Here is a 26,043-nt window from a genome sequence, read left to right as displayed (position 1 = left end):
CCTTGCCGGCGGCCGGCCTCGCCCCGCTTTCTCCACCTGGTTCAGCAGACAAGGACGTGATCGGATGCGGCAGCTCGCCATCGAGGGAGCCTGGGTGCATGAGCCCAAGATCTTCCCGGACAGCCGCGGCAGCTTCCACGAGTGGTTCAGGGAAGCGGATTTCGAGGAGTCCACCGGTCACCCGCTGCGGCTGGCGCAGGCCAACTGCTCGGTGTCCGGCCGGGGCACCCTGCGCGGTATCCACTACGCCGATCTGCCGCCCGGCCAGGCCAAGTACGTCAAGTGTGTGCGGGGCGCCATCCTCGACGTGATCGTGGACATCCGGGTCGGTTCCCCGACCTACAAGCGCTGGGAAGCGGTCCGCCTCGACGATGTGGACCAGCACTCGGTCTATCTGGGCGAGGGGCTGGGGCACGCGTTCCTGGCGCTGACCGACGATGCCACGGTCGTCTACCTGAGCTCGGCGGGCTACGCGCCGCAGCGCGAGCACGGCGTCAACCCGCTGGACCCGGAGCTCGCCATCGACTGGCCGGCCGCTGTCACACCGCTGCTCTCCGACAAGGACGCGGCGGCCCCGACCCTGGCCGAAGCGGAGGAACAGGGTCTGCTGCCCTCCTACGCCGAATGCCGAGCGTACGTCGAAGGGCTGCGCGGCTGACCGCCTCCTTCCCGGCGGCCCGAAGGCCGCTGTCCCGCGGGGGACAGCGGCCGGCCCGTACCCGCGAGGATCAGCCCGCGACCCGCTCGATCCGCCTGCGCAGATCGGCGAAGGCCGACCGGGAGCGGTTGAGGTTGCGGGCACGGATCAGCGCGGGCCAGAAGTCGGCGCCCAGCAGCGCATCGGGGGACACCGCACTCTTGCGGGAGATGACCGCGTCGGGGACGTCCTGGGGATCCTCGGTGACGTATTCCGCCAGAATGGCGTCGTAATTCTGCTTCAGGACGGTGTTCGCCGGGTCCGCGCCGAAAATGACGACGACCCCGGTCGGTGTGGTGTCCACCTCCACCACCAGCAGGTCGGGACGGAATCGCCGCAGCACAGCGGCTACCTTGTAGACGTCACCCGTCCACTCCCTGGTGTGCCGGTCCCGGGCGGCCTCGTCCACATTGCGCGGCAGCATGTCGTCCAGCACGATCACACTGTTCCAGCGCGAGTGCTTCTCGACATTCATGAAATCACGCAGCGCGAACTCGAAAATATGCATGCCGTCAATGAATGACAGCTCCAGCTTGGGATCACCTCCCAGCATCTGGAGCGGATCCCGGCGGGCGAGTGCCCTGAACGGGTTGCGGCCGGGCCGCAGATGCAGCAACGGGTCCTCACGGGCGAAGAAATCGTCACTGGTCGCTTTGACCAGGTGAACATCGCAGCTGATGGATGTCACGACCTTGAATGCCGGGTCGATTGCCACCGAAGGGACTCGCGAAAGGGCGAGACTGCGACCGTCGTTGACTCCGATCTCCAGGTAGTTACGAGGCCGGTATACGCGATGCACACCGCGCAGAAGGTCATGACGATTCACTGGGAGATCCCTTCGCCTTAAATCAACTGCCCGAACCCGGCGAAGTTACCTCATCCAGGAGTGGCTGTGAAAGCAGCGCTGATAATAAAATCCCTGTCGACGCAACAAGCGGCAGATCACCGGGCGAAGGGGTGCCCGGACACTATCGGACGGTCACGTGCGCTCGGCGGCGCGCAGCGCGGGGAACGCCGCGTTCAGCGCCTGCCGCCAGTCGCGGATCGGCCGGATGCCCGCCGCCGCCCAGCCCTCGTGCCCCAGCACGCTGTACGCGGGCCGCGGCGCAGGCCGTACGAAGGACTCGCTGGTCGTGGGGCGCACCCGGTCCGGGTCGGTGCCCAGCAGCCGGAAGATCTCGCGGGTGAGACCGCACCAGGTCGTCGCACCCGCGCTGGTGCCGTGGTAGACACCGGCGGGCGCGGTGCCGGCGAGCGCGCCTGTGCCCAGACGCACCAGCAGGTCGGCGAGGTCAGCGGTCCAGGTGGGCTGTCCTCGCTGGTCGTCGACCACGTCCAGGGTGTCCTTGGCACCCTCCAGCCTGATCATCGTGCGGACGAAGTTCGGCCCGCCCGCGCCGTACAGCCACGCTGTGCGGATCACATAGCCACGGTCGGGCAGGGTGTCCAGCACCGCCCGCTCGCCGGCCAGTTTGCTGCGCCCGTACGCGCTGCGCGGGCCCACCGCCGCGTCCTCCGGGTACGGACGGCCGGCATCGCCGGCGAACACGTAGTCCGTGGAGATCTGGAGCAGCACCGCGCCGGTCTCCCGGCACGCGTCGGCGAGGACCTGTGGGCCGCCGCCGTTGACGGCCAGGGCCCGGGCCTCCTCCGTCTCCGCTTCGTCGACCGCGGTCCAGGCCGCGCAGTTGACGACCACGGCGGGGCGGTGGGCCGACAGCGCCCGGTGGACCGGCCCGGTTCCCGTGATGTCCAGAGCGTCGCGGCCCAGTCCGGTGGCCGGTGTGCCGTGCGCGGCCAGCGCGGCCAGGAGGTCCTGGCCGAGCATGCCGCCCGCTCCGGTGATCAGCCAGTCGCCGCTCATGTTCACCCTGTCCTCCGGAGCTGCTTCCCCGGGCCTGCCCCCTGTGGCCGACGCTACCCCAGCCGGTGTCCGAAGGCCGCCCCGGCGGACGGCGCCCCGACCGCGAGAGGGCCGAAGACCAGAGCGGCATCCGTCACCAGGCCTTCGGGGCGGCCCCGCAGCTCCCACACCGCGCCGTTGCCACCGTCCTCGCGCACCGCGGCGGATGCCAGGTCCGCGTATCCGTTGCCGTTGATGTCGAGCAGCCGCACGGCGCTGCCGAACCGGTCGCCCGCCTCCGCCGTACCGGGGACGCCGGCGGTGTCCTGGCTGAAGGCCTGCGCCCCGCGGCCGGTGACTCCGGCGGTGCTGCCGGGGAGCAGCGTCACGTAGCCGGCGTCCGCCGTGGCGCCGATGTCCTCGCCGGGGGCGCCCACCGCGAGATCGGCGATGCCGTCGCCGTTCACGTCACCGGCCGAGAGGGAGGCTCCGAACGCGTCCTGCCATTCGCTGTCGTTCGGTTCCTTCGGGCCGTCACCGGGGACGCCCGGGGTGTCCTGCGTGATGGTGACCCAGTCGGACGCGGGGGCGAGACCGGCCGGAGTGCCGTAGCCGATCGTCACGTCCGTGCCGCCCTCTCCGAGATTGCCGAACGCCAGGTCGTCCCGGCCGTCACCGTTCAGATCGCCGAAGGTGAAGCCTGCGCTCCGATCCCAGATGGCCGGCGGGCTGACGGCGGACCTCTTCAGGCCCGTACCGGTGCTCAGATAGAGCCGGCTCATGGAATAGCCCTCGCCCGCGTAGGCGGTGAGCGCGAGGTCGGAGCGGCCGTCGCCGTTGATGTCGCCGGTGCGGACCGCGTAGATGTTGTAGACCGACGCGTCGTCGAAGGGTTCGCTCGACGCCGGAACCCCGGTCGCGGAGAGAGGCCCGTAGAGGATCTCGGAGTCGGACCCGGTCGGGTCGTCGCCGACGGGGTCACTCGTCGCCACGGCCAGCAGGTCGGTGTGACCGTCGCCGTTGAAATCGCCGGTCGCCGTATGGGTGCCGTGACCGGGAACGGCGTAACCGCCGGACAGGCCGCCCGCTCCGCCCCGGACGACAATGGAGTCGGCACTGTGGGATCCGCTGACCACCAGGTCGCTGTATCCGTCGCCGTCGAGGTCGCCGGCCGAGGTGTCGCTGCCGAACCCCTGTCCCTTCACGGCCGCCCCCGGGATCCCCGCAGTCGACCGGCTGATCAGCGTGTGCGAGGAAGCTGCGAGCCCGTGTGCCGAGCCGTACATGACGGTGACGTAGCCGGCCTTCGCCTGCCCGCTCACCGTTCCGTCGGGCGCGCCGACGACCAGGTCCTGGTAACCGTCACCGTTGAAATCCTGCGTCGCCGCGGCGGCCGGGACCGCAGCGCCGGCGGACGGGGCGGCCGGGCCGCCCAGCACCAGGGCGGCCGCGAGGCCCGGCAGGCAGAGAAACACGGAACGCGATCGTGGTGCAGACATCGAGCAGCCCTTCGACGGCTTTCACATGGTCGCCCATGTTGACTCGCCGCCGGCGGGCCAGGTTGTACGCGTTTTGCGCCACGACGTGTCCGGTGCGGGGTCAGCTCAGCGCCGCGCGCTCCTTCAGCGGCTCCCACCAGGCACGGTTGTCCCGGTACCACTGCACTGTCTCGGTGAGCCCTTCGGTGAAGGTCTTGCGGGGCCGGTAGCCCAGTTCGGTACGGATCTTGGTGCAGTCCACGGAGTACCTGCGGTCGTGCCCCTTGCGGTCGGCGACGTACTCGACGCCGGTGTCCCAGTCCGCGCCACAGGCGTCCAGGAGCAGCCCGGTGAGCTCCTTGTTGGACAGCTCGGTACCGCCGCCGATGTTGTAGACCTCCCCGGGGCGGCCCTTCGTACGGACCAGTTCGATCCCCTGCACGTGGTCGTCGATGTGCAGCCAGTCCCGGACATTGCCGCCGTCGCCGTAGAGCGGCACCGGCCTGCCGTCCAGCAGGTTGGTGATGAAGAGCGGGATGACCTTCTCCGGGAAGTGGTGGTGCCCGTAGTTGTTGGAGCAGCGGGTCACCCGTACGTCGAGGCCGTGCGTGCGGTGGTAGGACAGCGCGATCAGATCGCTGGACGCCTTGGCCGCCGAGTACGGCGAGTTGGGCGCCAGGGCCTGGGACTCGGACCACGAACCCTCGTCGATCGAGCCGTAGACCTCGTCGGTGGAGATGTGCACGAACGTCGCGATGCCGGCACGGTGTGCCGCGTCGATGAGCGTGTGGGTGCCGAGAACGTTGGTGCGGACGAACTCGGCTCCGCCGTCGATGGACCTGTCGACATGCGACTCCGCCGCGAAGTGCACCACCTGGTCGTGCTCCGCCATCAGAGCGCCCACCAGGGCCGGATCACAGATGTCGCCCTGTACGAAGCCGAATCCGGGGTGCCGTTCGACCTCGTCCAGGTTGGCCGGGTTGCCCGCGTAGGTGAGCTTGTCCAGCACGGTGACCGCGACACCGCCCGGACCGTGCGGGCCCAGCAGGGTGCGGACGTAGTGCGAGCCGATGAAACCGGCTCCGCCGGTCACCAGGATCTTCGTGGCGTTCGTCATTGCCTGCCGTCCCTCGTCACGCGGACCGCCGTTCACCTGGGGCCGCTCATGAGGCGATCTGCACCTTGCTGTGGTCGCCGAGTACCAGCCGGTGGGCCGCGGGATGCCGGGGTGACGGGGTCACCTCGACGCCTCTGCCGATGAGTGAGGCCTCCACCCTGCGGACCCCGGTGATCGAGGAGGCCCGCAGCACGATGGAGTACTCGATCTCGCTGTCCTGGATCCGGCACCCTTCGGAGACCGAGGTGTAGGGGCCTACGTAGGCGTCACTGATCACCGTTCCCTCACCGATGATCGCCGGTCCGACGATCCGGCTCCGGACCACCTGGGCGCCGGCCTCGATCCTGACCCGCCCGATGATCTCGCTGGCCTCGTCGACCGAGCCGTCCTCGCACGGTTCGATCTCCTCCAGGACGGCTCGGTTGACCTCCAGCATGTCGGTGACGTTGCCGGTGTCCTTCCAGTAGCCGGAGATCGTCGTCGAACACACCTCGTGTTTCTCGTCCATGAGCCACTGGATGGCGTGCGTGATCTCCAGCTCTCCGCGCCAGGACGGCCCGATGGCGCGCACCGCCTCGTGGACAGCGGGGGTGAAGAGATAGACACCGACGAGCGCCAGATCGCTCTTGGGGACCTTCGGCTTCTCCTCCAGGCCCACCACCCGGCCGTTGTCGTCGAGTTCCGCCACCCCGAACGAGGTCGGATCGGGCACCTTGGTGAGCAGGATCTGGGCGTCCGGCCGGCTGGTGCGGAAGCCGTCGACCAGCCGGGTGATGCCTCCGACGATGAAGTTGTCGCCGAGGTACATCACGAAGTCGTCCTCACCGAGGAAATCCCGGGAGATCAGCACCGCATGGGCCAGCCCGAGGGGTGCGTCCTGCGGGATGTAGGTGACCTTGATGCCGAAGCGGGATCCGTCTCCGACGGCTTCGCGGATCTCGGCCGCGGTGTCACCGACGACGATCCCGACCTCGGTGATCCCCGCATCCGCGATGGCTTCCAGGCCGTAGAAGAGAACCGGTTTGTTGGCCACCGGCACCAGCTGTTTGGCGGAGGTGTGGGTGATGGGCCGCAGGCGGGTGCCTGCACCGCCGGAGAGTACGAGAGCCTTCACGATGTCTGTCCCTGACGAGCAGTCGGTCTGGCAGAGATTCATCCGTCCCGCGGATTTTATCCACTCCCGCGTCGCTCGGCAGCAGGACAGAGCGCCGAACGGCCGCCCGCGCTGCTGCGCGGGCGGCCGTTCGTCCGGTAGAGAACCGGGAGGTCCTCAGCTGTCGGCTGTCAGCCGCCGACCGCCGTGTCGACACCGGTGACATCGGAGTCGTTGAGGCCGGGCGCGGCCTCCGGCTCGGCGCTCACCTGGGCCACGCCCTGGTTACGGGCATCGGCCTTGGCGGTCAGTGCCGCCACCGCGGTGTTGAACTGCTCCATCGAGGTCGGCTCGTCGGGACCGAGGAGATACTTCTTCAGCTCACGACGTCCGTCGGCCAGCGGGTCGGCGGCCGCGTCGCTGATCGCTCCGAGCAGCTCGCCGATCTCCTGCCCGCTGTTGGAGAGGATCACCGCGGCTCGCACGGCGGTGTTCTGCCGCTTGAACTCCTCGACACCGAGTTCGGCCGAATCGGTGACGGCGTACGGCTTGCCGCTCGCGATGAAGTCCGAGACGACGCTGGAGATGTCCGAGACCATGCCGTCCGACTCGTTGAAGCAGTCGTACAGATGCGGCTTGCTGCCGGTGATGACCCGGTGCTCCCACCAGCCGAAGGTGCGCCAGTACGCGTCGTTCCACGCACGGCGCAGTCCGGCAGCCTCCGTCTCGCGCTCGGGGTCGGCGAGCGAGGCCCGGGACTGCTCGGACTCGTCGTCGCCGCCCTTTCCGGGCGCGGCGAGCTCGGCGAGCCTGGCCTCGATCCGCACGAGTTCGGTCTGTGCCGCGTCCCGGTCGGCCTGGCCCGCTGCGGACTCCTCGACCCAGCGGGGCTCCGCGGCGCGGTCCGCCGCCGCCTTCTCCAGCATCGCGGTGATCCGCGCATGGGCGGCCTTGGCCTCCGCGCTGCGGGTGCCGGTGAAGGGGTGCGGCTTGTAGAGCACCCGGACGGGCTGCTCGGCCTTCAGCAGGCGCCGCACGATGTTCTCGCCGGCCAGCAGCAGCGAGGTGTTGCCCGGGTTGTTGTCCCAGCCCTCCCAGGTGGGCGCGTAGAGCACGGTGGGCACCGGACGCTTCGGAGTACCTGTCCAGCTCTCGATGGGAGCCAGCTGCGGGCGGCCCACCTCGACGATGTCCTCGTCCCGCACCCCGACGTCGGCCAGGGCGTAGCGGTCGCGCCCGGCCCGGCCCGCGGTCCACACCTCGTCGTACACCTTGCTGTACGGGTTGACGCTGGCCAGCTTGTCGCTGTCGCCGTGCCCGATGAAGACGTGCTTCATGGTCGGGACCCGGAGCATGTGGATGTTCTTGCCGACGTTGGCCGCGTAGAGCGCGACCCGCACGGTGGACAGGTCCAGGTTCATCAGGTGCACACCGCCGGGCACGCAGACCACCGGCACGGAGGTCGGCCCGAGCTGCCGCACGATGGCACGCTCGCGCAGGATGATCAGCGGCCGCCCCTCGACGTCCGCCATCGTCTCCAGCCACATGTTCGCCTGGTAGGCCGAATCCCTGGAACCGGAGAAGTAGAGCACCACGGTCGGCCGGTACTCACCCAGCCAGCCGTCCAGCGCCTCCAGCACCGCGGGCGCGCCGGGGATCCGGCGCCCCTTGCGGATGAACGGGATGAGCGAGGCGATGTAGATGCACCCGAAGGCCAGCGTGGCGAGGATGCCGATGTACCCGAAGGCGTCCGTGCCGGTCTCCGCGGCGACCAGCAGCCCGATCACCGCGAAGACGTCCAGGTGGAGCATCTTCTCGGCGGCGCGGCTCAGCAGCCGCTTCGGCGGGGCGTCGGGGATACGGACGGAGCCGAGGTCCACGTTGCGGGTGACCACCGGCATGACGCGGCGCAGCCGGATCAGGGTGGTGAGAGTGCCGTGCAGGGCCTGGAGACCGTAGAAGAGCAGGAAGCAGGCGACAGCGGCGTAGTACACACGTTGTTCGGCCAGTCCAAGCCGGGCGAGCAGCAGGATAAGCAAGAGTTCGCGCAGCAGGAAACGGATCGACAGCCCGGCACGAACCTTCGCCAGACGATTGATGAGGTAGCTGCCGCGCTGATGGAGAAACCAGTCGGAGACATACGTCGCGACAGTGGCCGCTGCGAAGAACCAGATATTGGGGATCAGCGCGGCGATCATCACGCACGGATAGCTGAGGCCCATGAATGCTGCGGCGATCAGCTCTGACCGGCTGCCTACACGCGCCAGCCTGATGGCGGTCGAAATCACGAAGAACCTGCTCCAGGGGGTGCCGGTTTTAATCGGGGGGGAAATTGTGAAGGTGAGGCTTCACGCATTCGGGCCTCTGCGAATCGCGTGTCGCGATCGCAGAGGCCCGAAAAAAAGCTTCCAGTTTTGCTCAGGAAGTATTACACATCTGCCTGACGGTCCAACACGGAGGCCAGTGCTTGCTCGAAGCCGGAGGCCTCCGCACTGGCGTCACGGGTCGGGTCCTGCTGCCGTACGTCGATGACGTGACCGGTCAGCTCGGAGAGCAGCACGTCGAGCGACGTACGCGCCACCGCCTCGGACGAGAGCAGGCTGCCCTCGGGCTCCTGACCGAACGCCTTCGTCCGCATGGGAGTCGCGGTGCGCTCCGGGTTGACGCAGTTGACACGGATGCCGTCGCCCGCCCACTCGTCGGCGAGCGCCTGGGTGAGATTCACCATGGCCGCCTTGGTGGAGGAGTACAGGCTGTATTCGGCACGGCCGCGGGTGTAGCTGCTGGAGGTGTAGAGGAGCAGCTGGCCCTTGGTCTCGGCCAGGTACTTGTACGAGGCACGCGCGATCTGCACCGGCGCCAGGTAGTTGACGTTCAGCGCTTCCTGGATGGTCGTGTTGTCGGTCTCGGCCAGCTTGCCGATGCGCAGCACGCCCGCGGTGTTGATCACGTAGTCGATCCGGCCGGTCTCCGAGTACGCCTTGGAGAGGGCGTCGTCGACATGCTCCGGGTTCTCGACGTGGGTGCCTGTGGTGGAGCGGCCCAGCGCGTAGACCTTGGCGCCGTAGGACTCGGCGATGGCGGCGATGTCGGCGCCGATGCCGTACGAGCCGCCGAAGACCACCAGGGTCTTGTCGGCGAGCAGCTCGCGGTAGGCGGCCTCGTCGGCCTGCCGGGGGGCGGCGGTGGAGGCGAGCTGGAAGAGCTTGTCGGCGATGAAGACGTCGACCGGCTGGGTGACCTTCATGTTGTACTCGTCACCCGCGACGACGTAGATCGGCACGTCCGGCAGGTACTTCAGGACCACCGAGCAGTCATCGGTGGCCTGGAAGTTCGGGTCACCGGCGGCGACGTCGTACGCCTTGCGGATGGTGGAGAGCTTGAAGGCCTGCGGGGTCTGGCCGCGGCGCAGCCGTGAGCGGTCCGGGACCTCGGTGATGAACTCGCCGTCCCCGCCGTGGGTGCGGGTGACGATGATGGTGTCCGCGGACGGAATGGCCACGTCCACCGCCTGGTAGCGCTCCAGGGCGTCCACACAGTCCTTGATCACACGCTGCGAGAGCAGCGGGCGCACGGCGTCGTGGAAGAGGACATTGCGGTCCTCGCCCTCGGCCAGGCCCTCGCCGAGGGCCGTGATGGCCCGCTCGGTGGTCTCGTTCCGGGTCGAACCGCCCTCGATGACCCGCGTGACCTTGGTCAGGCCGGCCTTGGCGACGATCTTCTCGATGTCCGGCACGTAGCCCGGCGCCATCAGTACGATCACATCGTCGATGGACTCCGCCTGCTGGAAGATCGTCAGGGTGTGCTCGATGACAGCCTTCCCGGCGATCTTCAGCAGTTGCTTGGGGATGGACAGACCCACGCGCTGGCCGGTCCCACCGGCGAGAACGACTGCTGTAGTCCGGGGCTTGGTTGCTTTGTGCACAGACACAGACGACCTACCTTGCGATGACGAGGGAACGGTGTGATGGTCGCACTCTCCGTGACCGTCTCGCAAGGTGGACGCCAAGCCTCCACAACCCCTGCGATACCGCGGGTTCACCCTACGGCCAGGAAAGCGCCTCCCATCCCGGCAGCAACGGTGAGTGATCGACGCCACATCAGTGTTCGGACCGTCGCGGACTCCCTGCTACAGGTCGGCGACGGTGAGTGCCAGATCGTTGCTCACCGTGTAGTAAGCACGCACTCTGACCCGCTGCTGCGGCCTGCCGCGAACCTTCCGCACCGCCTTCCGCAGCGTCCCCCAGGGCCTCTTCTTGCGCAGCACGGTCGCCGGGTAGGCGTAAACGGCCTTCTTGTCGATGACGTCGTCGAGTACCCGGCCGATCTTCACCGGCTGGGCATCGGGCGCGTAGCGCAGCCACATGTCCCAGTAGTCGTTCCTGCTGAGCTGCCGGTCCGCCGGACGAGCACACGAGAAGGTGAACCTGAACCCGTCCCTGCCGTGACGGCTGCCCCGGAAGGTGATCTCGTCGGGGGTGCTGCCCCGCCGGCGCAGCAGCAGAACCGGGTCCGCGTCGAGGCCGGCCCGGCCCACCAGCGTCCCGGAGACCGTCAGCTCCGCACCGTCGACGGTGATGTCTCCGGCCTCGGCGTGCACCGGTCTGTTCCAGCTCCGCAGGGTCAGGAAACCGGTGCCCTTGAGCTTGTACGCGACCCGGTTGCGGACACCCGCGGAGCCCTGCGGGGCGGCGTGCATCGCGCCGCGCTGATCGACCGAGCGGGCCGCGATCCGCACCCGGCGGCCCGATTCCGGCACCTCCGCGTAGAAGTCCCAGACCCCCTCGGCGAACTCCTCGTCCGCGGGAACAGTTGCGACACCGTTCGCGTCGAAGGGATACAGCCGTTCGTCGGCCCGGTCGTCGGTGCGCGAACAGAGCAGTCGCAGCCCCTCACGTCCCCCGGCGCCCGCGCGGGCCGGGACGAGGGTGACGGTCAGCTGCCCGTCCGCCCGCACCACACAGTCCGCCTCCGGAGCGAAGTCCGCGCTGCGTGCGCGGCGCGAGGCCTGTTCGCGCAGCTCACCGAAGAGGTCTTCGTACTGCTTGGTGACCTGGCCCGGATCGAAGCGCCGGGAGTTGCGCACCGCTGCCGCGCTCATCCGGCGCCGCCGCTCCTCGTCGCCGATCAGGTTCACCAGCGCGGCGGCGATCGCGTCGGTGTCGCCGACCGGCACCAGCAGCCCGTCCGTTCCGTCCTCGATGATCTCGCGCGGCCCGTAGTCGCAGTCGGTCGAGACGACCGGCAGCCCGCAGCGCATCGCCTCCACAAGGGTCATCCCGAAGGATTCGTGGCGGGATGTCGACGCGGCGATGGCGCCCTTGGCCCATTCCGGTTCGATGGGCGACTGGGGGCCCATGAGATGGACGCTGTTGTGCAGTCCCCCGGCGTCGATGCAGCCCAGCAGTTTCTGCCGCTCGGAGCCGCCGCCGTAGATCCGCAGGGTCCATTCGGGGTATTCGGCGACCACCTTGCCGAAGGCGTCGATCAGCACGTCGTACTGCTTCTCCGGCGCCAGCCGCCCGGCGGCCACCACCGTGGTGCCGCTGCCGTCGGACGGCGCGACCGGCGGCTCCGGAACGCTGTTGGGGATGGAGATCACCCGGGTCGCGGGCAACGGCATCTTCTCCCGCCACACCACCGCATCACCCTCGGACACGGTCACGAAGGCGTCGAGCGCCGCCAGGTGCTCGTACAGCTCGGAGCGCAGGGCCTGCTTGTGATGGTTGTGCGTCATGTGCTCCTGGCCGACGAGTACCGCCCCTGCCGGGGCGAACCGGGCCACGTACGCCACCAGACCGGGCCGCGTACCGATGACGACGTCCGCGTCCGACGCGGCGTAGTGCTCCTTCACCCGCGCGTCGGAAAGCTTGCTGTACTCCTTGTAGCGCGCCTCGGCCAGCGGAAAGTACTGGGCGGGCTGCTGATGCAGCGGATGCTGCAGTTCATTGGTCACCGATCCGGGATCGGTATCCACCAGAGGCACCACGCTAATGCGGGGATCGATCCGGAACAGCGGAATCTCTCGGTGCCGGAAGACGGAGACAATCTCCACGTCATGCCGGTCCGCCAGCTCCTCGGCAAGATTCAGCGTGGTTTTGATGGTCCCGCCGATGCCGTAGACCGTGTGAATGAGGAAGGAGATCTTCATCAACACTCCGATTCCAGTATTCCGAGCCGGCGCATAACCCCCCGCTATGACGTCTCATGCCCGCTTACTCGGGTGATTCTTCAGTCACCCAGCGCGCTAGACGGTCATTGACGGCCACAGGTTGTGCACTATCCGAAAAAATTCACTGGAATACGGTCACGATGGCCGAAAAAAGAGGGTGGCCGATCCATCTCGGCCACCCTCAATCCCGATCTCCTGCTGTCCGGTCCGCAGACCGCCCCCGAGGGGCCTGGCCTGCGGAGCGGCGCTCGGACCGCCTAGAAGGGGTCGAACTCGTCGTACTCCTTCTGCACGTCGTCCCGCTCGGCCTCACGGTCGCGGCGCTTCTGCGCGGCGGGACGCGGGGCCTCCAGGCGGTGGTCCTCGCCGCGCCGGCCGAGCATCTCCGCACCGGCCATCATCGTGGGCTCCCAGTCGAAGACGACCGCGTTGTCCTCGGCACCGATGGCCACACCGTCACCCGCGCGGGCGCCGGCCTTCAGCAGCTGGTCCTCGACACCGAGGCGGCTGAGACGGTCCGCGAGATAGCCGACGGCCTCGTCGTTGCTGAAGTCCGTCTGGCGGACCCAGCGCTCGGGCTTCTCGCCGCGTACGCGGTAGACGCCTTCCTCTTCCTCGAACTTCACCGTGAAGCCGGCGTCGTCCACCGCCTTCGGGCGGATGACGACCCGGGTGGCCTCCTCGACCGGCTTCGCGGCGCGCGCCTCGGAGATGATGCCGGCCAGGGCGAAGGACAGCTCCTTGAGACCCAGGTGCGCCACGGCCGAGACCTCGAAGACGCGGTAGCCGCGCGCCTCCAGATCCGGGCGGATCATTTCGGCGAGGTCCTTGCCGTCCGGGATGTCGACCTTGTTGAGGGCGACGATGCGCGGCCGGTTCTCCAGCCCGCCGTACAGCTTGAGCTCCTCCTCGATCATGTCGAGGTCGGAGACCGGATCACGGTCGGACTCCAGCGTCGCGGTGTCCAGCACGTGCACCAGCACCGAGCAGCGCTCCACATGGCGCAGGAACTCCAGGCCGAGGCCCTTCCCCTGGCTGGCTCCCGGGATCAGGCCCGGGACGTCGGCGATGGTGTAGACCGTCGACCCCGCGGTCACCACACCGAGGTTGGGGACCAGGGTGGTGAACGGGTAGTCCGCGATCTTCGGCTTGGCCGCACTGAGCACCGAAATCAGTGACGACTTGCCGGCGCTCGGGTACCCGACGAGCGCCACATCGGCGACCGTCTTGAGCTCCAGGACGATGTCCCGGGCCTCCCCCGGCTCGCCGAGCAGAGCGAAACCGGGCGCCTTGCGGCGGGCCGAGGCCAGCGCGTGGTTGCCGAGGCCGCCGCGACCGCCCTGGCCTGCGACGAAAGTGGTGCCCTGGCCGACCAGGTCGGCGAGGACGGTGCCGTCCTTGTCCAGCACCACGGTGCCGTCGGGCACCGGGAGGACCAGGTCGTGGCCGTCCTTGCCCGAGCGGTTGTCGCCGGCGCCGGGCTGGCCGTTGGTCGCCTTGCGGTGCGGGCTGTGGTGATAGTCGAGCAGCGTGGTCACGGCCTGCTCGACCACGAGGATGACGTCGCCGCCACGGCCGCCGTTACCGCCGTCGGGTCCGCCGAGCGGCTTGAACTTCTCACGGTGTACGGAGGCGCAGCCGTGGCCTCCGTTACCCGCGGCGGCATGCAGCTCGACGCGGTCCACGAAGGTGGTCATGGGTGTGCCTCCAGAAACATACGGAATTGTCTTACGTCTAACACGACAAAGGCGGACCGGCTTCCCGTAAGCAACGGGAAACCTGGTCCGCCCTCGACAGATCGCTCTACGGCAGCCTCAGAAGATCAGGCAACCGGAACGATGTTCACGACCTTGCGGCCGCGGTGCGTGCCGAACTCGACCGCACCGGGGTTCAGCGCGAACAGCGTGTCGTCGCCGCCACGGCCGACGCCCGTGCCCGGGTGGAAGTGGGTGCCGCGCTGGCGGACCAGGATCTCACCGGCGTTGACGACCTGACCGCCGAAGCGCTTCACGCCGAGCCGCTGAGCATTGGAGTCGCGCCCGTTCCGAGTGGACGATGCGCCCTTCTTGTGTGCCATCTCTCCTCAGTCCCTTACTTCGCAGCCGCGGGGATACCGGTGACCTTGATCGCCGTGTACTGCTGACGGTGACCCTGGCGACGGCGGTAACCGGTCTTGTTCTTGTAGCGAAGGATGTCGATCTTCGCGCCCTTGTGGTGATCCACGACCTCGGCCTGGACCTTGATGCCGGCAAGCACCCACGGGTCGCTGGTGACAGCGTCACCGTCGACCACGAGCAGGGTCGAGAGCTCGACCGTGTCGCCAACCTTGGCGGTGGGAATCTTGTCAACCTCAACGATGTCGTCGACAGCAACCTTGTGCTGACGACCACCGCTGCGCACGATGGCGTACACGCGGATCTCTCTTTCGCTCGGAGTCGGTCCTCTGATGCCAGCCGCTCACACGGGTCCGGGGACCCGTGATGATCCGGATTGGACGAGCGGCCTCTTCCGGCAGAGCCGGCAGGGAGTTGCTCAGAGGGGCGGCGTACAGGAAACACGCCGAGGGGTAAGGCTACGGGGCGGGGTGCGGGGGGTCAAACCGGGACCCTCACCTGCACGGGCCCGGCCGGCAGGCACCACGGCGGCCTCGCATCCGGCGGGACCCTCGGTGGCCGGAGCACCCGGCAGCAGCCGGGCCGGTGCCCGCCCCGGCCTCGGGGGCGGCCCGCACGACCACCTGCCTTCCGGGGGGGCCTTCGGGGCCCGCACGGCCTCCTGCGCCCTCGGGGGCCCCGCCCCCCCACCCGGTGTCCGCCGGGCTCGCGTCCGCCGGACACAGCGGAGCGGAAGCAAGGAGGTGCGGCTCCCCCGAGGGGGAGCCGCACCTCTTCACCCGCGCGTGGCGGTCCGTCAGTCCTCCGTGGAGGCCGAGGCCGACGGCGGCGACTGCTGCTCGGCGGCCACGGTCTTCTTCGAGGCCTTCTTGGCCGTCGTCTTCTTCACGGCGGTGGTCGTCTTCTTCGCCGTTGCCTTCTTGGCGGCCGCCTTCTTCGCCGGCGCCTTCTTGGCCGCCTTGCGCGCCGTCTTCCTGGCCGGGACCTCGGGCTCCGCATCGGACACGGGCTCGCCGGAGGCGGGAGCCTCGTCCGGTGCGGCACCGACCACGAGGACCGCTGCCTCGGCCGAACCTGCCGGGGAACCGGCGGGCGCGGTGGCCTTCCGGGTCGCCCGGCGACGGGCCCGCGGCGGTGCGGGCTCGGCGGAGGGCTCCGTGGGAGCCTCCTCCTGCCGCACGGCCTTCGGCGCCTCGGCCACCGGGGCCGGGGCCTCGGCGACCACCACATCGGCGGACTCGCCGGCAGCCTTCGGGGCGCCGGCCGGGGCCGTCGCCTTCCGGGTCGCCCTGCGGCGGCCACGGGCCGGGGCGGCCTCCTGGACCGGGGCCTCCTGGACCGGCTCGGGCTCGGCCACCGCTTCCGGCGCGACCGGCTCGGCGGCGACGGCCGACGCCTCCACGGGCGCCGGATCGGCGGCCTTCGGGGCACCGGCAGGGGCCGACACCTTGCGGGTCGCCCTGCGGCGGCCACGGGAACGCGTCGCCGCGGCCTCCGCCTCGGCGGCACTGCCGTACAGCTCCTCGTCCGGCACGAAGGCGGTCTGCGGCTCGGGCTGGTGGCTGTGCGCCTCGTCGTGCCCTGACTGCTCGGTCGCGTGCTCGTGCTCGTCCGTGTGCTCGTCCTCGGCCGTGTGCTCGTGCTCACCGGCCTGATCGGCACCCGCCGAGCCGCCACGGCCACGCTTCTTGGAGCGCTTGCCACCGCCGCCACCGGCAGCCGTCGGCTGCTCCATGTGCACGATCACGCCGCGCCCGTTGCAGTGGACGCAGGTCTCCGAGAAGGACTCCAGGAGCCCCTGGCCGACCCGCTTACGGGTCATCTGGACCAGACCCAGCGAGGTGACCTCTGCGACCTGGTGCTTCGTACGGTCCCGGCCCAGGCACTCCAGCAGACGCCGCAGCACCAGATCCCGGTTGGACTCCAGCACCATGTCGATGAAGTCGACGACGACGATGCCACCGAGGTCGCGCAGCCGCAGCTGGCGCACGATCTCCTCGGCCGCCTCCAGGTTGTTCCTGGTGACGGTCTCCTCGAGGTTGCCGCCCTGCCCGGTGAACTTCCCGGTGTTGACGTCGACCACGACCATGGCCTCGGTCTTGTCGATCACCAACGAGCCGCCGCTGGGCAGGTAGACCTTGCGGTCCAGTGCCTTCATCAGCTGCTCGTCGATGCGGTAGGTCGCGAAGACATCGACCTCGGAGGTCCAGCGGGAGAGCCGGTCCGTCAGGTCGGGCGCGACATGCGAGACGTAGCCGTGGATGGTGTCCCAGGCATCGTCACCACTGACGATGACCTTCGAGAAGTCCTCGTTGAAGATGTCGCGGACCACCCGGACGGTCATGTCGGGCTCGCCGTAGAGCAGCGTCGGCGCGTTGCCGCTGCCGCTCTTCGCCTTCTTCTCGATGTCCTCCCACTGCGCCTGCAGACGCTCGACGTCGCGGCGCAGCTCGTCCTCGCTCGCCCCCTCGGCCGCGGTGCGCACGATGACACCCGCGTCCTCGGGAACGATCTTCTTGAGGATGGTCTTCAGACGGGCCCGCTCGGTGTCGGGCAGCTTGCGGCTGATTCCGGTCATCGAGCCCTCGGGCACGTAGACCAGGTAGCGGCCGGGCAGCGAGACCTGGCTGGTCAGCCGGGCGCCCTTGTGTCCGATCGGGTCCTTGGTGACCTGGACGAGCACCGACTGGCCCGACTTGAGCGCGGTCTCGATGCGGCGCGGCCCGTGGGCCATGCCGAGCGCCTCGAAGTTGACCTCACCGGCATACAGGACGGCGTTGCGCCCCTTGCCGATGTCCACGAACGCGGCCTCCATCGACGGCAGGACGTTCTGGACCTTACCCAGGTAGACGTTGCCGACGTAGCTGGTGGCCTGCTCCTTGTTGACGTAGTGCTCCACGAGCACGTTGTCCTCGAGCACGCCGATCTGGGTGCGCTCGCCGTACTGGCGGACGACCATCACCCGCTCGACGGCCTCGCGGCGGGCCAGGAACTCCGCCTCGGTGATGATCGGCACCCGGCGGCGGCCCTGTTCGCGGCCTTCACGGCGGCGCTGCTTCTTCGCCTCCATACGGGTCGAGCCCTTGATGGACTGGACCTCGTCGAAGCCGGTGCCGGGCTCGCGCTCTTCCTTCTTGCGCGGTTCGCGGACCTTGACGACCGTACGCTCCGGGTCGTCGGCCACGGCGTCGGCGTCGGTGCCCGCGTCACCACTGCGACGGCGCCTGCGGCGGCGTCGACGGCTGCTGCTTGAGCCGGACGCGCCGTTGTCCTCGTCCGCTTCCTCGCTGTCGGCGCCGGACACCGCGGCCGTGTCGGCCTCCTCGGTGTCCTCCGTCTCGTCCTCCGCACGGTCGTCCGAGTCGGCGGAATCACCCCGACGACGGCGACGGCCGCCCCTGCGACGGCGACGCGAGGGACGGTCGCCGTACTCGTCGGAATCCTCGCCCGCGGTCTCCTCGGCCGCTGCGTCCTCGGCCTCGTCCTCGTCCTCGACGGCCTCGTCGGCGGCGGCCGGCTCGGGCGCCTTCTCGGTCTTCTCGGCCTCGGCGTTTTCACCGCGCCGGCGGCGGCGACGGCTGCGCGAGCCGCCCTGCGGAGCGGACTCGGCGGACTCGGCCGTCCCTGCGGTCTCGTCCGGAGTCTCCTCTTCCTCCACCGCCTCTGCCTGCTCCGAGGGCCGGGCCGCGGCGGCGGCAGCGGCGGACTCAGGTGTCTGGAACATCGGCTCGGCGAAGACCGGCGCCTGGAAGACGGCCACGGCGGGGCGGGTCGCCCGGCGGCGCGAACGTCCCGGTTCTGCGGACTCCGGCTGCTGCGGAGCCTTGTCGTTGTCGGCCTTGTCCTTGTCGGCCTTCTTCTCGGCAGGCCGGTCGGCCTGCTTCTCGGCGACCCCGGTGAACTGCGGGGACTCGGCCCTGCGGCGCCTGCGGCCGCGCGGCGCGGACTCGGTCTCATCGGCGAGCGCCTCGGCGACGGACTCCGGCAGGCTCTCGCCCGCGGTGGCCTGTGCGACCTCGGGCTGCGGAGCGGTCGCGGGCGAGGTGACACGGCGGCGGCTGCGACCGCGCGGGGCCTCGGCGACGGGCGTCTCTGCCTGCTCGGCCTGCTCCGCCTGCTCGGCCTGCGCCTCGGACTGGACATCCTCGGCCTGCGGTTCGGCTGCCGGTGCGGTCGCCTTACGGGTCGCACGGCGGCGAGTGCGCGGCGGAGCGGCATCCTGCGCCACCGCCGCCTCGTCGTCCGCGGCCTGCGGAGCGGCCGTCTCCGGCTGGGCCGCCGGGGCCTCGGTGCTCTGCGGCGCTCCGGCGGGAGCGGTCGCCTTGCGCGTGGCACGGCGGCGGGTGCGCGGCGGAGCGGCATCCTGCGCCACCGCTGCCTCGTCGTCCGCTGCCTCGGCCGCCGGGGCCTCGGCGCTCTGCGGCTCCGTCACGGGCGCGGTGGCCACCCGAGTGGCGCGCCGGCGGGTACGCGCGGGCGCCGCGGATCCCGAATCGGCCTGGGCGGGCTCCGGCTGGGCCGACTCGGGCTGGGCTGCGGGCTCGGCGCTCACCGTGGCGGCCTCTGCCTGCGGTGTGCCTGCGGGCGACGACGCACGACGACGGCCGCGGCCACGCGGCGCGGGCTCGGCTGCGGGCTCCTCGCTCACTGCGGGCTGCGCTTCGGCCGGCTCGGCTGTCTTCGCGGCACCGGCGGGTGCGGTGGCCTTGCGCGTGGCACGCCGGCGGGCGGGCGGAGCGCTTGTTACGTCGGCTGTGCCGGCCTCTGCGGCCGGTATGGCCGGTGCGAGGTTCTCCGCGACGGTGGTCGCCACGGTTTCGGGCGCGTCCGCGGCGGACTGCGCACCGGCCGGAGGCCCGGCGGGCCGCGAGGCCGCCCGGCGCCTGCGGCGCGGCGGAAGCGTGTCCCCGGGACCGGTGTTCTCGTTGGCTCCGGTGGTACCGGATTCGTTCGACTCAAGCATGCGGGCGGTTCTCCCGTCACGCTCCCGGGCGCCGCGTCTGTGTCCGGTCCGGCACGGTCCGCGTCATGCGCGGTTCCGCTCGTCCGGGGCGCGGGCGCCGCACGGGAGCTGATGTCTGGCTCGCCGGTTCCCTACGCGATGTACGTACGGCCTGGCGAAAGTCTTCTGGTCAGGGCGCGCTGCCCGATCCAGGTGGCTCCCGGATCCAAGGGCTGCGCTACGACGACTGTCCTTAACGCGGTGGGACCGTCCGACGTCGCCGCCGGTGGTCCCCCGGAAAGCTAGGGGGAGGCTGTCCCGGCGGCCGTGGGTGGAGCGGCCGGGGCTGCCTCGCGGTCGGGCGCGAGCGGGTCGGTCACCGTTCCGGACTCCTCGTCGAAGAGCCCCTGCGCCAGCCTGGTCACCGCTGCGGGGACCGGCGGCGCCAGGTCGGCCACCGCGTGGAGACCGGAAAGGACGTCGTCGGGTCGCACGGCAGGTGTCACGTGCCGAACAACCAGCCGCAGTATCGCACAGGGCTCACCCCCGGGCCTATCGGACTCGGGACGAAGGGCCTGCAGGTCGGCCACGGCGGCGCGGGCGTCGAAGGTCCGCACACCGTTCTTCGTACGGCGCTGGACCTCGACGGTCTCCGCGGCGGAGAAGGCGGCCACCGCCTTCTCCGCCTCGTCGAAACCGACCCCGTCCAGACGCATCTCCCACACCGAAGCGGTCAGCCGGTCGGCGAGACCCGAGGTGCGCGCCTCCACCGCGTCGGTGATGTCGAGGCCGTCCGGCAGCGACGCGTCGAGCAGCAGTCGCAGCTCCTGCGGATCACGCGCCTCGGCGAGGGCGATCTCCAGGAACTCGGCCTCGCTGCCGGTGCCGGTGGGTGCGGCATTGGCGTACGAGACCTTGGGGTGCGGGGTGAAACCTGCCGAGTACGCCATGGGCACGGCTGCTCTGCGCAGGGCCCGCTCGAACGCGCGCTGGAAGTCACGGTGGCTGGTGAACCGGAGGCGGCCGCGCTTGGTGTAGCGCAGTCTGATGCGCTGCACCGCCGGAGCGGGCGGCGGGCCTTCGGGCTGTCGCTTGCCCAGTGGTTCTTCTCCTCGGTGCGGGGCCGGCGCGGGGGTCGCGCCGCCCTACGGCGGGGTTCCCGGGGCACCTGACCGGCTCACCCCCGCTCGGCTGTTCTGCTGCCAAGCGAGGAGATCTCGGGTTCCGGTGCCGCGTCGGGGACAGTCGTTGTAATACCCAGAGTACGCGCAGCGGGCACAACCGGTTCCCGTACCTCGCGTGGACCGTCCCCGCCGACCAGAACGTGCCAGGCGTCCCGCCGGGTCCGCCGCACGGTTTCGCGCGCGGAGCGAAGCGCGGCGCGGGCGCTGCGGCCCGCCTCCGCGGCGGCCTTCCGGGCCGGAACCCACACACCGCAGGCACCACCAGCATCCTCAGCAGCCGGACGGCGGCGTGAGCCAGTGGCGTCAGCAGATGGCGGTGGACCGCGGCCCAGGGCCGGACGAACAGGAGCTCGGCCAGGAACGCGGCCGCGTGACCGACCGGGGCGACGAGGTACGCGTACGACAGCCGGCCCAGCCCGGCGCCGGCCCGGCGCAGCGTCCGGCCGCAGAGGGCAAGGGCGTCCCAGCAGATCCGTACGGGGAGCACCAGCGCCAGGACCACGATCCGCACCAGGACCCTGATCGCCGCGGTCAGGCAGCCCTCGGGCCCCTGCTACCGCGGTCTCTCGAGTTCCACCATGTCCCCCCGGACGACGCTGCCCGGCCACGGGGTTCCGTGGCCGGGCTGGAGTGACGCAGGTGTTACCCGGTGAGCGACGCCGGTGTTACTTGACGACGGTCAGCGGCAGCAGTTTCTTGCCGGTCGGGCCGATCTGGATGTCGAGATCCAGCTGCGGGCACACACCGCAGTCGAAGCACGGGGTCCAGCGGCAGTCCTCGACCTCGGTCTCGTCGAGCGAGTCCTGCCAGTCCGCCCAGAGCCATTCCTTGTCGAGACCGGAGTCCAGGTGGTCCCAGGGCAGCACCTCTTCGTAGGTGCGCTCCCTGGTGGTGTACCAGTCCACGTCCACGCCGAAGTCCGGGAGCGTCTGCTCGGCGGCCTTCATCCAGCGGTCGTAGCTGAAGTACTCGCGCCAGCCGTCGAAGCGGCCGCCGCCCTCGTACACCGCGCGGATGACCGAGCCGACCCGCCGGTCACCGCGCGAGAGCAGTCCCTCGACGATGCCGGGCTTGCCGTCGTGGTAGCGGAAGCCGATCGAGCGGCCGTACTTCTTGTCGCCGCGGATCTTGTCGCGCAGCTTGGTCAGCCGGGCGTCGGTCTCCTCGGCGGAGAGCTGCGGGGCCCACTGGAACGGGGTGTGCGGCTTGGGCACGAAACCGCCGATGGACACGGTGCAGCGGATGTCGTTCTGGCCTGACACCTTGCGGCCCTCGGCGATGACGTTGACCGCCATGTCGCCGATCTGCAGGACGTCCTCGTCCGTCTCGGTGGGCAGCCCGCACATGAAGTACAGCTTCACCTGGCGCCAGCCGTTGCCGTACGCGGTGGAGACCGTGCGGATCAGGTCCTCCTCCGAGACCATCTTGTTGATGACCTTGCGCAGGCGCTCGGAGCCGCCTTCGGGGGCGAACGTCAGCCCGGACCTGCGGCCGTTGCGGGTCAGCTCGTTGGCCAGATCGACATTGAAGGCGTCCACCCGGGTGGACGGCAGGGAAAGGCCGATCTTGTCCTCGGTGTAACGGTCGGCAAGTCCCTTGGCGATGTCACCGATCTCGCTGTGGTCGGCGGACGACAGCGACAGCAGACCGACCTCCTCGAATCCGGTCGCCTTGAGCCCCTTGTCGACCATGTCGCCGATGCCGGTGATGCTTCGCTCCCGGACGGGGCGCGTGATCATGCCGGCCTGGCAGAAACGGCAGCCGCGGGTACAGCCCCGGAAGATCTCGACCGACATCCGCTCATGGACGGTCTCGGCCAGCGGCACCAGGGGCTGCTTGGGGTAGGGCCACTCGTCGAGGTCCATCACGGTGTGCTTGGAGACACGCCACGGAACGCCGGACCTGTTGGGCACCACGCGGCCGATCCGGCCGTCGGGCAGGTACTCGACGTCGTAGAAGCGCGGAACGTAGACGCCACCGGTCCTGGAGAGCCGGAAGAGCACCTCGTCACGGCCGCCCGGACGGCCTTCGGCCTTCCAGGCGCGCACGATCTCGGTGATCTCCAGAACGGCCTGCTCACCGTCGCCGATCACCGCGCAGTCGATGAAGTCCGCGATCGGCTCCGGGTTGAAGGCCGCATGACCGCCCGCGAGGACGATCGGGTCGTCGATACCGCGGTCCTTGGAGTCCAGCGGAATGCCCGCGAGGTCGAGGGCGGTGAGCATGTTGGTGTAGCCGAGCTCCGTGGAGAAGCTCAGGCCGAAGACGTCGAACGCCTTGACCGGCCGGTGCGCGTCCACCGTGAACTGCGGGACCCGGTGCTCGCGCATCAGCTCCTCGAGGTCGGGCCACACGCTGTACGTGCGCTCGGCCAGGACGCCCTCGCGCTCGTTGAGCACCTCGTAGAGGATCATGACGCCCTGGTTGGGCAGGCCGACCTCGTAGGCGTCCGGGTACATCAGAGCCCAGCGGACGTCGCAGGACTCCCAGTCCTTCACGGTGGAGTTGAGCTCTCCGCCCACGTACTGGATGGGCTTCTGCACGTGAGGCAGGAGGGCTTCCAGGCGGGGGAAGACCGACTCGACAGACATCTCGGCGACTTTCGCTGGGCTGGCAGGGGGGACCATCCAGCGTACCCCGGCGCTCAGCCGCCCAGTGCCGTCCGCAGTCCGGCCGCCGATGCCTTCGCCCACACCCCGGGAAGTTCCCTCTCCCGTGCGGCGGCGCTCGCCGCTTCCTGTCCGTGCAGAAGCCCCCAGACGAATGACGGCTCCCCGGCCGCGTGCGCCTGGATCGCCAGGGCGCGCAGGGCGTCGCGGGCCACCACGCTGTCCTGATGGTCGCCGAGCAGGCTCTGTACGGCCTTCATGCGTTTGGCGAACTTCTTCGCCGGCCGGCCCAGCGCGGGCTTCGCCGCCTCGGCGGCGTAGCGGGTCCGCTTGGCCGCCTTGCGCGCGCTGTGCATCGCGATGTCCCGCTCCGGCCCCGGCGGCAGACCGAGTGCGTACTCCACGCGCCCGGCGAGCCGGTCGTAGTCCCTGAGGATCGCGTGGGGCAGCGCCTGCCCGGCGGGGAGCGCGGCCGCCGGCCGCAGCGGAGGATCGTCGAGGAGCGCGGCCAGGGACTCGAGCAGCGCGAGGTAACGCGCGGAATCGAGTACGGCCAGCGTCCCGCGCCGCGTCCTCGTACGGCCGGCAACGGCCCAGAGCCGCAGCCGGCCCCGGACCGGGCCCAGCAGCAGCGTTTCCGGGACCGCCGCGATGCCGGCGGTGAGCCGCTCGGCGAGGACCTCCTGATCCCGGTCGGCGCCCAGTTCGGCGGCGAGCCACTTGAGCTCGTCGGCGAGGGGCGCGGTGACGGTCCTGTCGAGGTGTTTGCGGTAGCTGCGGAACGCGCTCCGCAGCCGCCGGGTGGCGACCCTCATCCGGTGCACGGAGTCGGGCAGTTCGCGTCGTACCGCAGAGTCGTGGGCGACGATCGCCTCGGCCTGGGCGCGCAGATATCCGAGCACCTGGCCGCCCGCCGTGGCGGTCCCGGGCTCCTGCGGCCGCGGTCCTTCCTGGCCGGCCGTCGCCGTCTCCGCCAGCGCCCTGGCGAGTTTGGACGCGGATGCGGACGGGTTGATCCCGGCCTTGCGCAGCCGCTTGTCGACCGCGTCGAGGATCGCGGGATCCCCGTCGTCGGCCAGTTCGACCTCGATCTCCGTCCAGCTCACGGAGCCGCTGCCGCCCGCGAGCCGGTCGGCCCGCACGGTGTCCACGCTCAGCTCTGCGAGCAGCGCACCCTTGCCGTCCACCAGATGGCGTACGTCGCGCGAGGAGCGCAGCCGCATCACCGGCGCCAGCGCGGCGCCGCGGGTCCGGGCGCGGACCAGTGCGGACAGCTCCGCCGGGACGGTGTCGGCCAGCGGCGCCCGGATCTCGTCACGGACGTCGGGGGCGACCGGCAGCTTGAGATGCCATCCCGCGTCGCCCCCGCCGGTCCTGCGGCGCAGTGTCACGTCGCCGGCCGCGAGCCGCTGGTCGGCCGTGTCGTAGTAGACCGCGTCGAGTTCTGCCACGCCTCTGTCGATGACGCCCGAGACTCCGGGGACGCGGGTCAGCTCGGGCAGCCGCTGCTCGCCGGTGGCTTCGTACTTCCGCTCGATCTCGCGCTTGGTGTCCGCCATGTCACGAATCTAGGGCCGATCGCGTCCGGACGGCAGACCTCTCAGGCAGTTATCGGCCGCTGCACCCGGATCGACTGGAGCAGCCCGATCGCGACCCAGACGGCGAACATCGACGATCCCCCGTAGGAGACGAAGGGCAGCGGCAGACCGGCGACCGGCATGATGCCGAGCGTCATTCCGATGTTCTCGAAGGCCTGGAAGGCGAACCAGGCGATGATGCCGGCCGCTACGACGGTGCCGTACAGCTCGGTCGTCTCGCGGGCGATCCGGCAGGCCCGCCACAGCACGACACCCAGGAGTACGAGGATCAGCCCGGCACCCAGGAAGCCGAGTTCCTCGCCCGCGACGGTGAAGACGAAGTCGGTCTGCTGCTCGGGAACGAACTGCCCGGTGGTCTGCGAGCCGTGGAACAGGCCGGTGCCGTGCAGCCCGCCCGAACCGATCGCGATCCGCGCCTGGTTGGTGTTGTATCCGACACCCGCCGGGTCCAGTGCCGGGTTGGCGAAGGCCGCGAACCGGGCGATCTGGTACTCGTCGAGCAGACCGGCCTTCCAGACACCGACGGCGCCGACCACACCGGTGCCGAGAAGCCCCAGCACCCAGCGGTTGGAGGCGCCGGACGCGAGCAGCACGCCGAGGACGATCATCGCGATCACCATGACCGAGCCGAGGTCCGGCATCAGCATGATGATCAGTATCGGGATGGCCGCCACCCCGAGCGACTTGGCCACCGTGCGGTGATCGGGGTGGTCCTGGTCCCCCGCGTCCACCCGGGAGGCGAGGATCATCGCCATCCCCAGAATGATCGTGATCTTGGTGAACTCGGAGGGCTGCAGGGAGAACCCGCCGCCGATGACGATCCAGGCGTGTGCGCCGTTCACGGTCTGGCCGAGCGGGGACAGGACGGCGAGCACCAGCACCACGGAGATCCCGTAGAGCACCGGGACCGCGCCGCGCAGGGTCCGGTGGCCGAGCCAGATGGTGCCGATCATCAGCGCGAGGCCGATGCCGGTGTTCATGGCATGGCGCAGCAGGAAGTAGTACGGGTCGCCATGCGTGAGCGAGTCACGGCCGCGAGTGGCGGAGTAGACCAGCAGCGAACCGATGAAGGACAGCGCGAGGGACGCCATGAGCAGCGGCCAGTCGAGCCGGCGCACCAGGGAGTCGCGTGCGGTCAGCTTGGACCAGGCGCCCCGGTCGGGGGCGTACCGGGCTACGGAGAAACCGCCCATGTC

General features: G+C 70.0%; 18 protein-coding genes. 2 read left to right on the top strand and 16 right to left on the bottom strand.

The genetic code is table 11. The features are described from left to right. Positions 1-64: 64 nt before the first annotated feature. A complete protein-coding gene (gene rfbC, locus OHS16_RS21050; protein WP_328538773.1) occupies positions 65-658 on the top strand; it encodes a dTDP-4-dehydrorhamnose 3,5-epimerase in 594 nt (197 codons plus the stop codon). A gap of 70 nt (positions 659-728) precedes the next feature. On the opposite strand, the gene OHS16_RS21045 is transcribed toward rfbC, so the two are convergent. The 13 genes from OHS16_RS21045 to OHS16_RS20985 form a co-directional block, all read right to left on the bottom strand. After that, positions 729-1,523 carry a class I SAM-dependent methyltransferase gene (locus tag OHS16_RS21045; RefSeq protein ID WP_328538772.1) on the bottom strand — a complete coding sequence of 265 codons (795 nt, stop codon included), beginning with the start codon at positions 1,521-1,523 and terminating at the stop codon, positions 729-731. A 153-nt stretch (positions 1,524-1,676) separates the two neighbouring features. Further along, positions 1,677-2,561, bottom strand: a complete 885-nt coding sequence (gene rfbD / locus OHS16_RS21040) for a dTDP-4-dehydrorhamnose reductase (protein ID WP_328538771.1) — start codon at positions 2,559-2,561, stop codon at positions 1,677-1,679. A 53-nt stretch (positions 2,562-2,614) separates the two neighbouring features. Continuing rightward, entirely contained in the window at positions 2,615-4,039 is a 1,425-nt protein-coding gene (locus OHS16_RS21035) for an FG-GAP-like repeat-containing protein (protein ID WP_328538770.1), read from the bottom strand. 100 nt (positions 4,040-4,139) lie between these two features. Beyond that, positions 4,140-5,135, bottom strand: coding sequence for a dTDP-glucose 4,6-dehydratase (gene rfbB / locus OHS16_RS21030; RefSeq protein WP_328538769.1), 996 nt, complete (start codon positions 5,133-5,135; stop codon positions 4,140-4,142). A gap of 46 nt (positions 5,136-5,181) precedes the next feature. Next, on the bottom strand, positions 5,182-6,249 hold the full coding sequence (locus OHS16_RS21025; protein WP_328538768.1) for a glucose-1-phosphate thymidylyltransferase: 1,068 nt from the start codon (positions 6,247-6,249) through the stop codon (positions 5,182-5,184). Between the two features lie 170 nt (positions 6,250-6,419). Continuing rightward, positions 6,420-8,516 (bottom strand): hypothetical protein, encoded by a 2,097-nt coding sequence (locus OHS16_RS21020; RefSeq protein WP_328538767.1) that lies wholly within the window; start codon positions 8,514-8,516, stop codon positions 6,420-6,422. A 140-nt stretch (positions 8,517-8,656) separates the two neighbouring features. Then, complete coding sequence (locus OHS16_RS21015) at positions 8,657-10,153, bottom strand: bifunctional cytidylyltransferase/SDR family oxidoreductase (RefSeq protein WP_328540928.1); 1,497 nt, start codon at positions 10,151-10,153, stop codon at positions 8,657-8,659. Positions 10,154-10,357: 204 nt separating this feature from the next. Further along, positions 10,358-12,379 carry a glycosyltransferase family 4 protein gene (locus OHS16_RS21010; protein WP_328538766.1) on the bottom strand — a complete coding sequence of 674 codons (2,022 nt, stop codon included), beginning with the start codon at positions 12,377-12,379 and terminating at the stop codon, positions 10,358-10,360. A 278-nt stretch (positions 12,380-12,657) separates the two neighbouring features. Beyond that, positions 12,658-14,097: a GTPase ObgE gene (obgE, locus tag OHS16_RS21005; protein ID WP_328538765.1), complete on the bottom strand. Its 1,440-nt coding sequence runs from the start codon at positions 14,095-14,097 to the stop codon at positions 12,658-12,660. Between the two features lie 125 nt (positions 14,098-14,222). Next, positions 14,223-14,477 carry a 50S ribosomal protein L27 gene (gene rpmA / locus OHS16_RS21000; protein WP_328538764.1) on the bottom strand — a complete coding sequence of 85 codons (255 nt, stop codon included), beginning with the start codon at positions 14,475-14,477 and terminating at the stop codon, positions 14,223-14,225. Positions 14,478-14,491: 14 nt separating this feature from the next. Then, a complete protein-coding gene (gene rplU / locus OHS16_RS20995) occupies positions 14,492-14,812 on the bottom strand; it encodes a 50S ribosomal protein L21 (protein ID WP_164265538.1) in 321 nt (106 codons plus the stop codon). Between the two features lie 498 nt (positions 14,813-15,310). Next, entirely contained in the window at positions 15,311-19,477 is a 4,167-nt protein-coding gene (locus OHS16_RS20990) for an Rne/Rng family ribonuclease (RefSeq protein ID WP_328538763.1), read from the bottom strand. A 281-nt stretch (positions 19,478-19,758) separates the two neighbouring features. Next, on the bottom strand, positions 19,759-20,514 hold the full coding sequence (locus OHS16_RS20985; protein ID WP_328538762.1) for a TIGR03936 family radical SAM-associated protein: 756 nt from the start codon (positions 20,512-20,514) through the stop codon (positions 19,759-19,761). 415 nt (positions 20,515-20,929) lie between these two features. Here OHS16_RS20985 and OHS16_RS20980 point away from each other — a divergent pair, with 415 nt between their 5' ends. Then, positions 20,930-21,274, top strand: coding sequence for a hypothetical protein (locus OHS16_RS20980; RefSeq protein ID WP_328538761.1), 345 nt, complete (start codon positions 20,930-20,932; stop codon positions 21,272-21,274). 31 nt (positions 21,275-21,305) lie between these two features. Here OHS16_RS20980 and OHS16_RS20975 read toward each other — a convergent pair whose 3' ends face one another. The 3 genes from OHS16_RS20975 to rodA are packed head-to-tail and all read right to left on the bottom strand — an operon-like array spanning position 21,306 to position 26,040. After that, positions 21,306-23,231, bottom strand: a complete 1,926-nt coding sequence (locus tag OHS16_RS20975) for a TIGR03960 family B12-binding radical SAM protein (protein WP_328538760.1) — start codon at positions 23,229-23,231, stop codon at positions 21,306-21,308. A 53-nt stretch (positions 23,232-23,284) separates the two neighbouring features. After that, positions 23,285-24,808, bottom strand: coding sequence for a CYTH and CHAD domain-containing protein (locus tag OHS16_RS20970; protein ID WP_328538759.1), 1,524 nt, complete (start codon positions 24,806-24,808; stop codon positions 23,285-23,287). Positions 24,809-24,849: 41 nt separating this feature from the next. After that, the gene (gene rodA, locus OHS16_RS20965; protein WP_328538758.1) at positions 24,850-26,040 is read right to left on the bottom strand and encodes a rod shape-determining protein RodA; all 1,191 of its coding nucleotides are present in this window, start codon (positions 26,038-26,040) and stop codon (positions 24,850-24,852) included. Between the last annotated feature and the right edge of the window lie 3 nt (positions 26,041-26,043).

Origin of the sequence: Streptomyces sp. NBC_00344, from assembly GCF_036088315.1 — a bacterium.
Classification (GTDB): domain Bacteria; phylum Actinomycetota; class Actinomycetes; order Streptomycetales; family Streptomycetaceae; genus Streptomyces.
The sequence above is the reverse complement of the archived record's forward strand: the minus strand, read 5'-3'. Positions and strand labels throughout refer to the sequence as shown.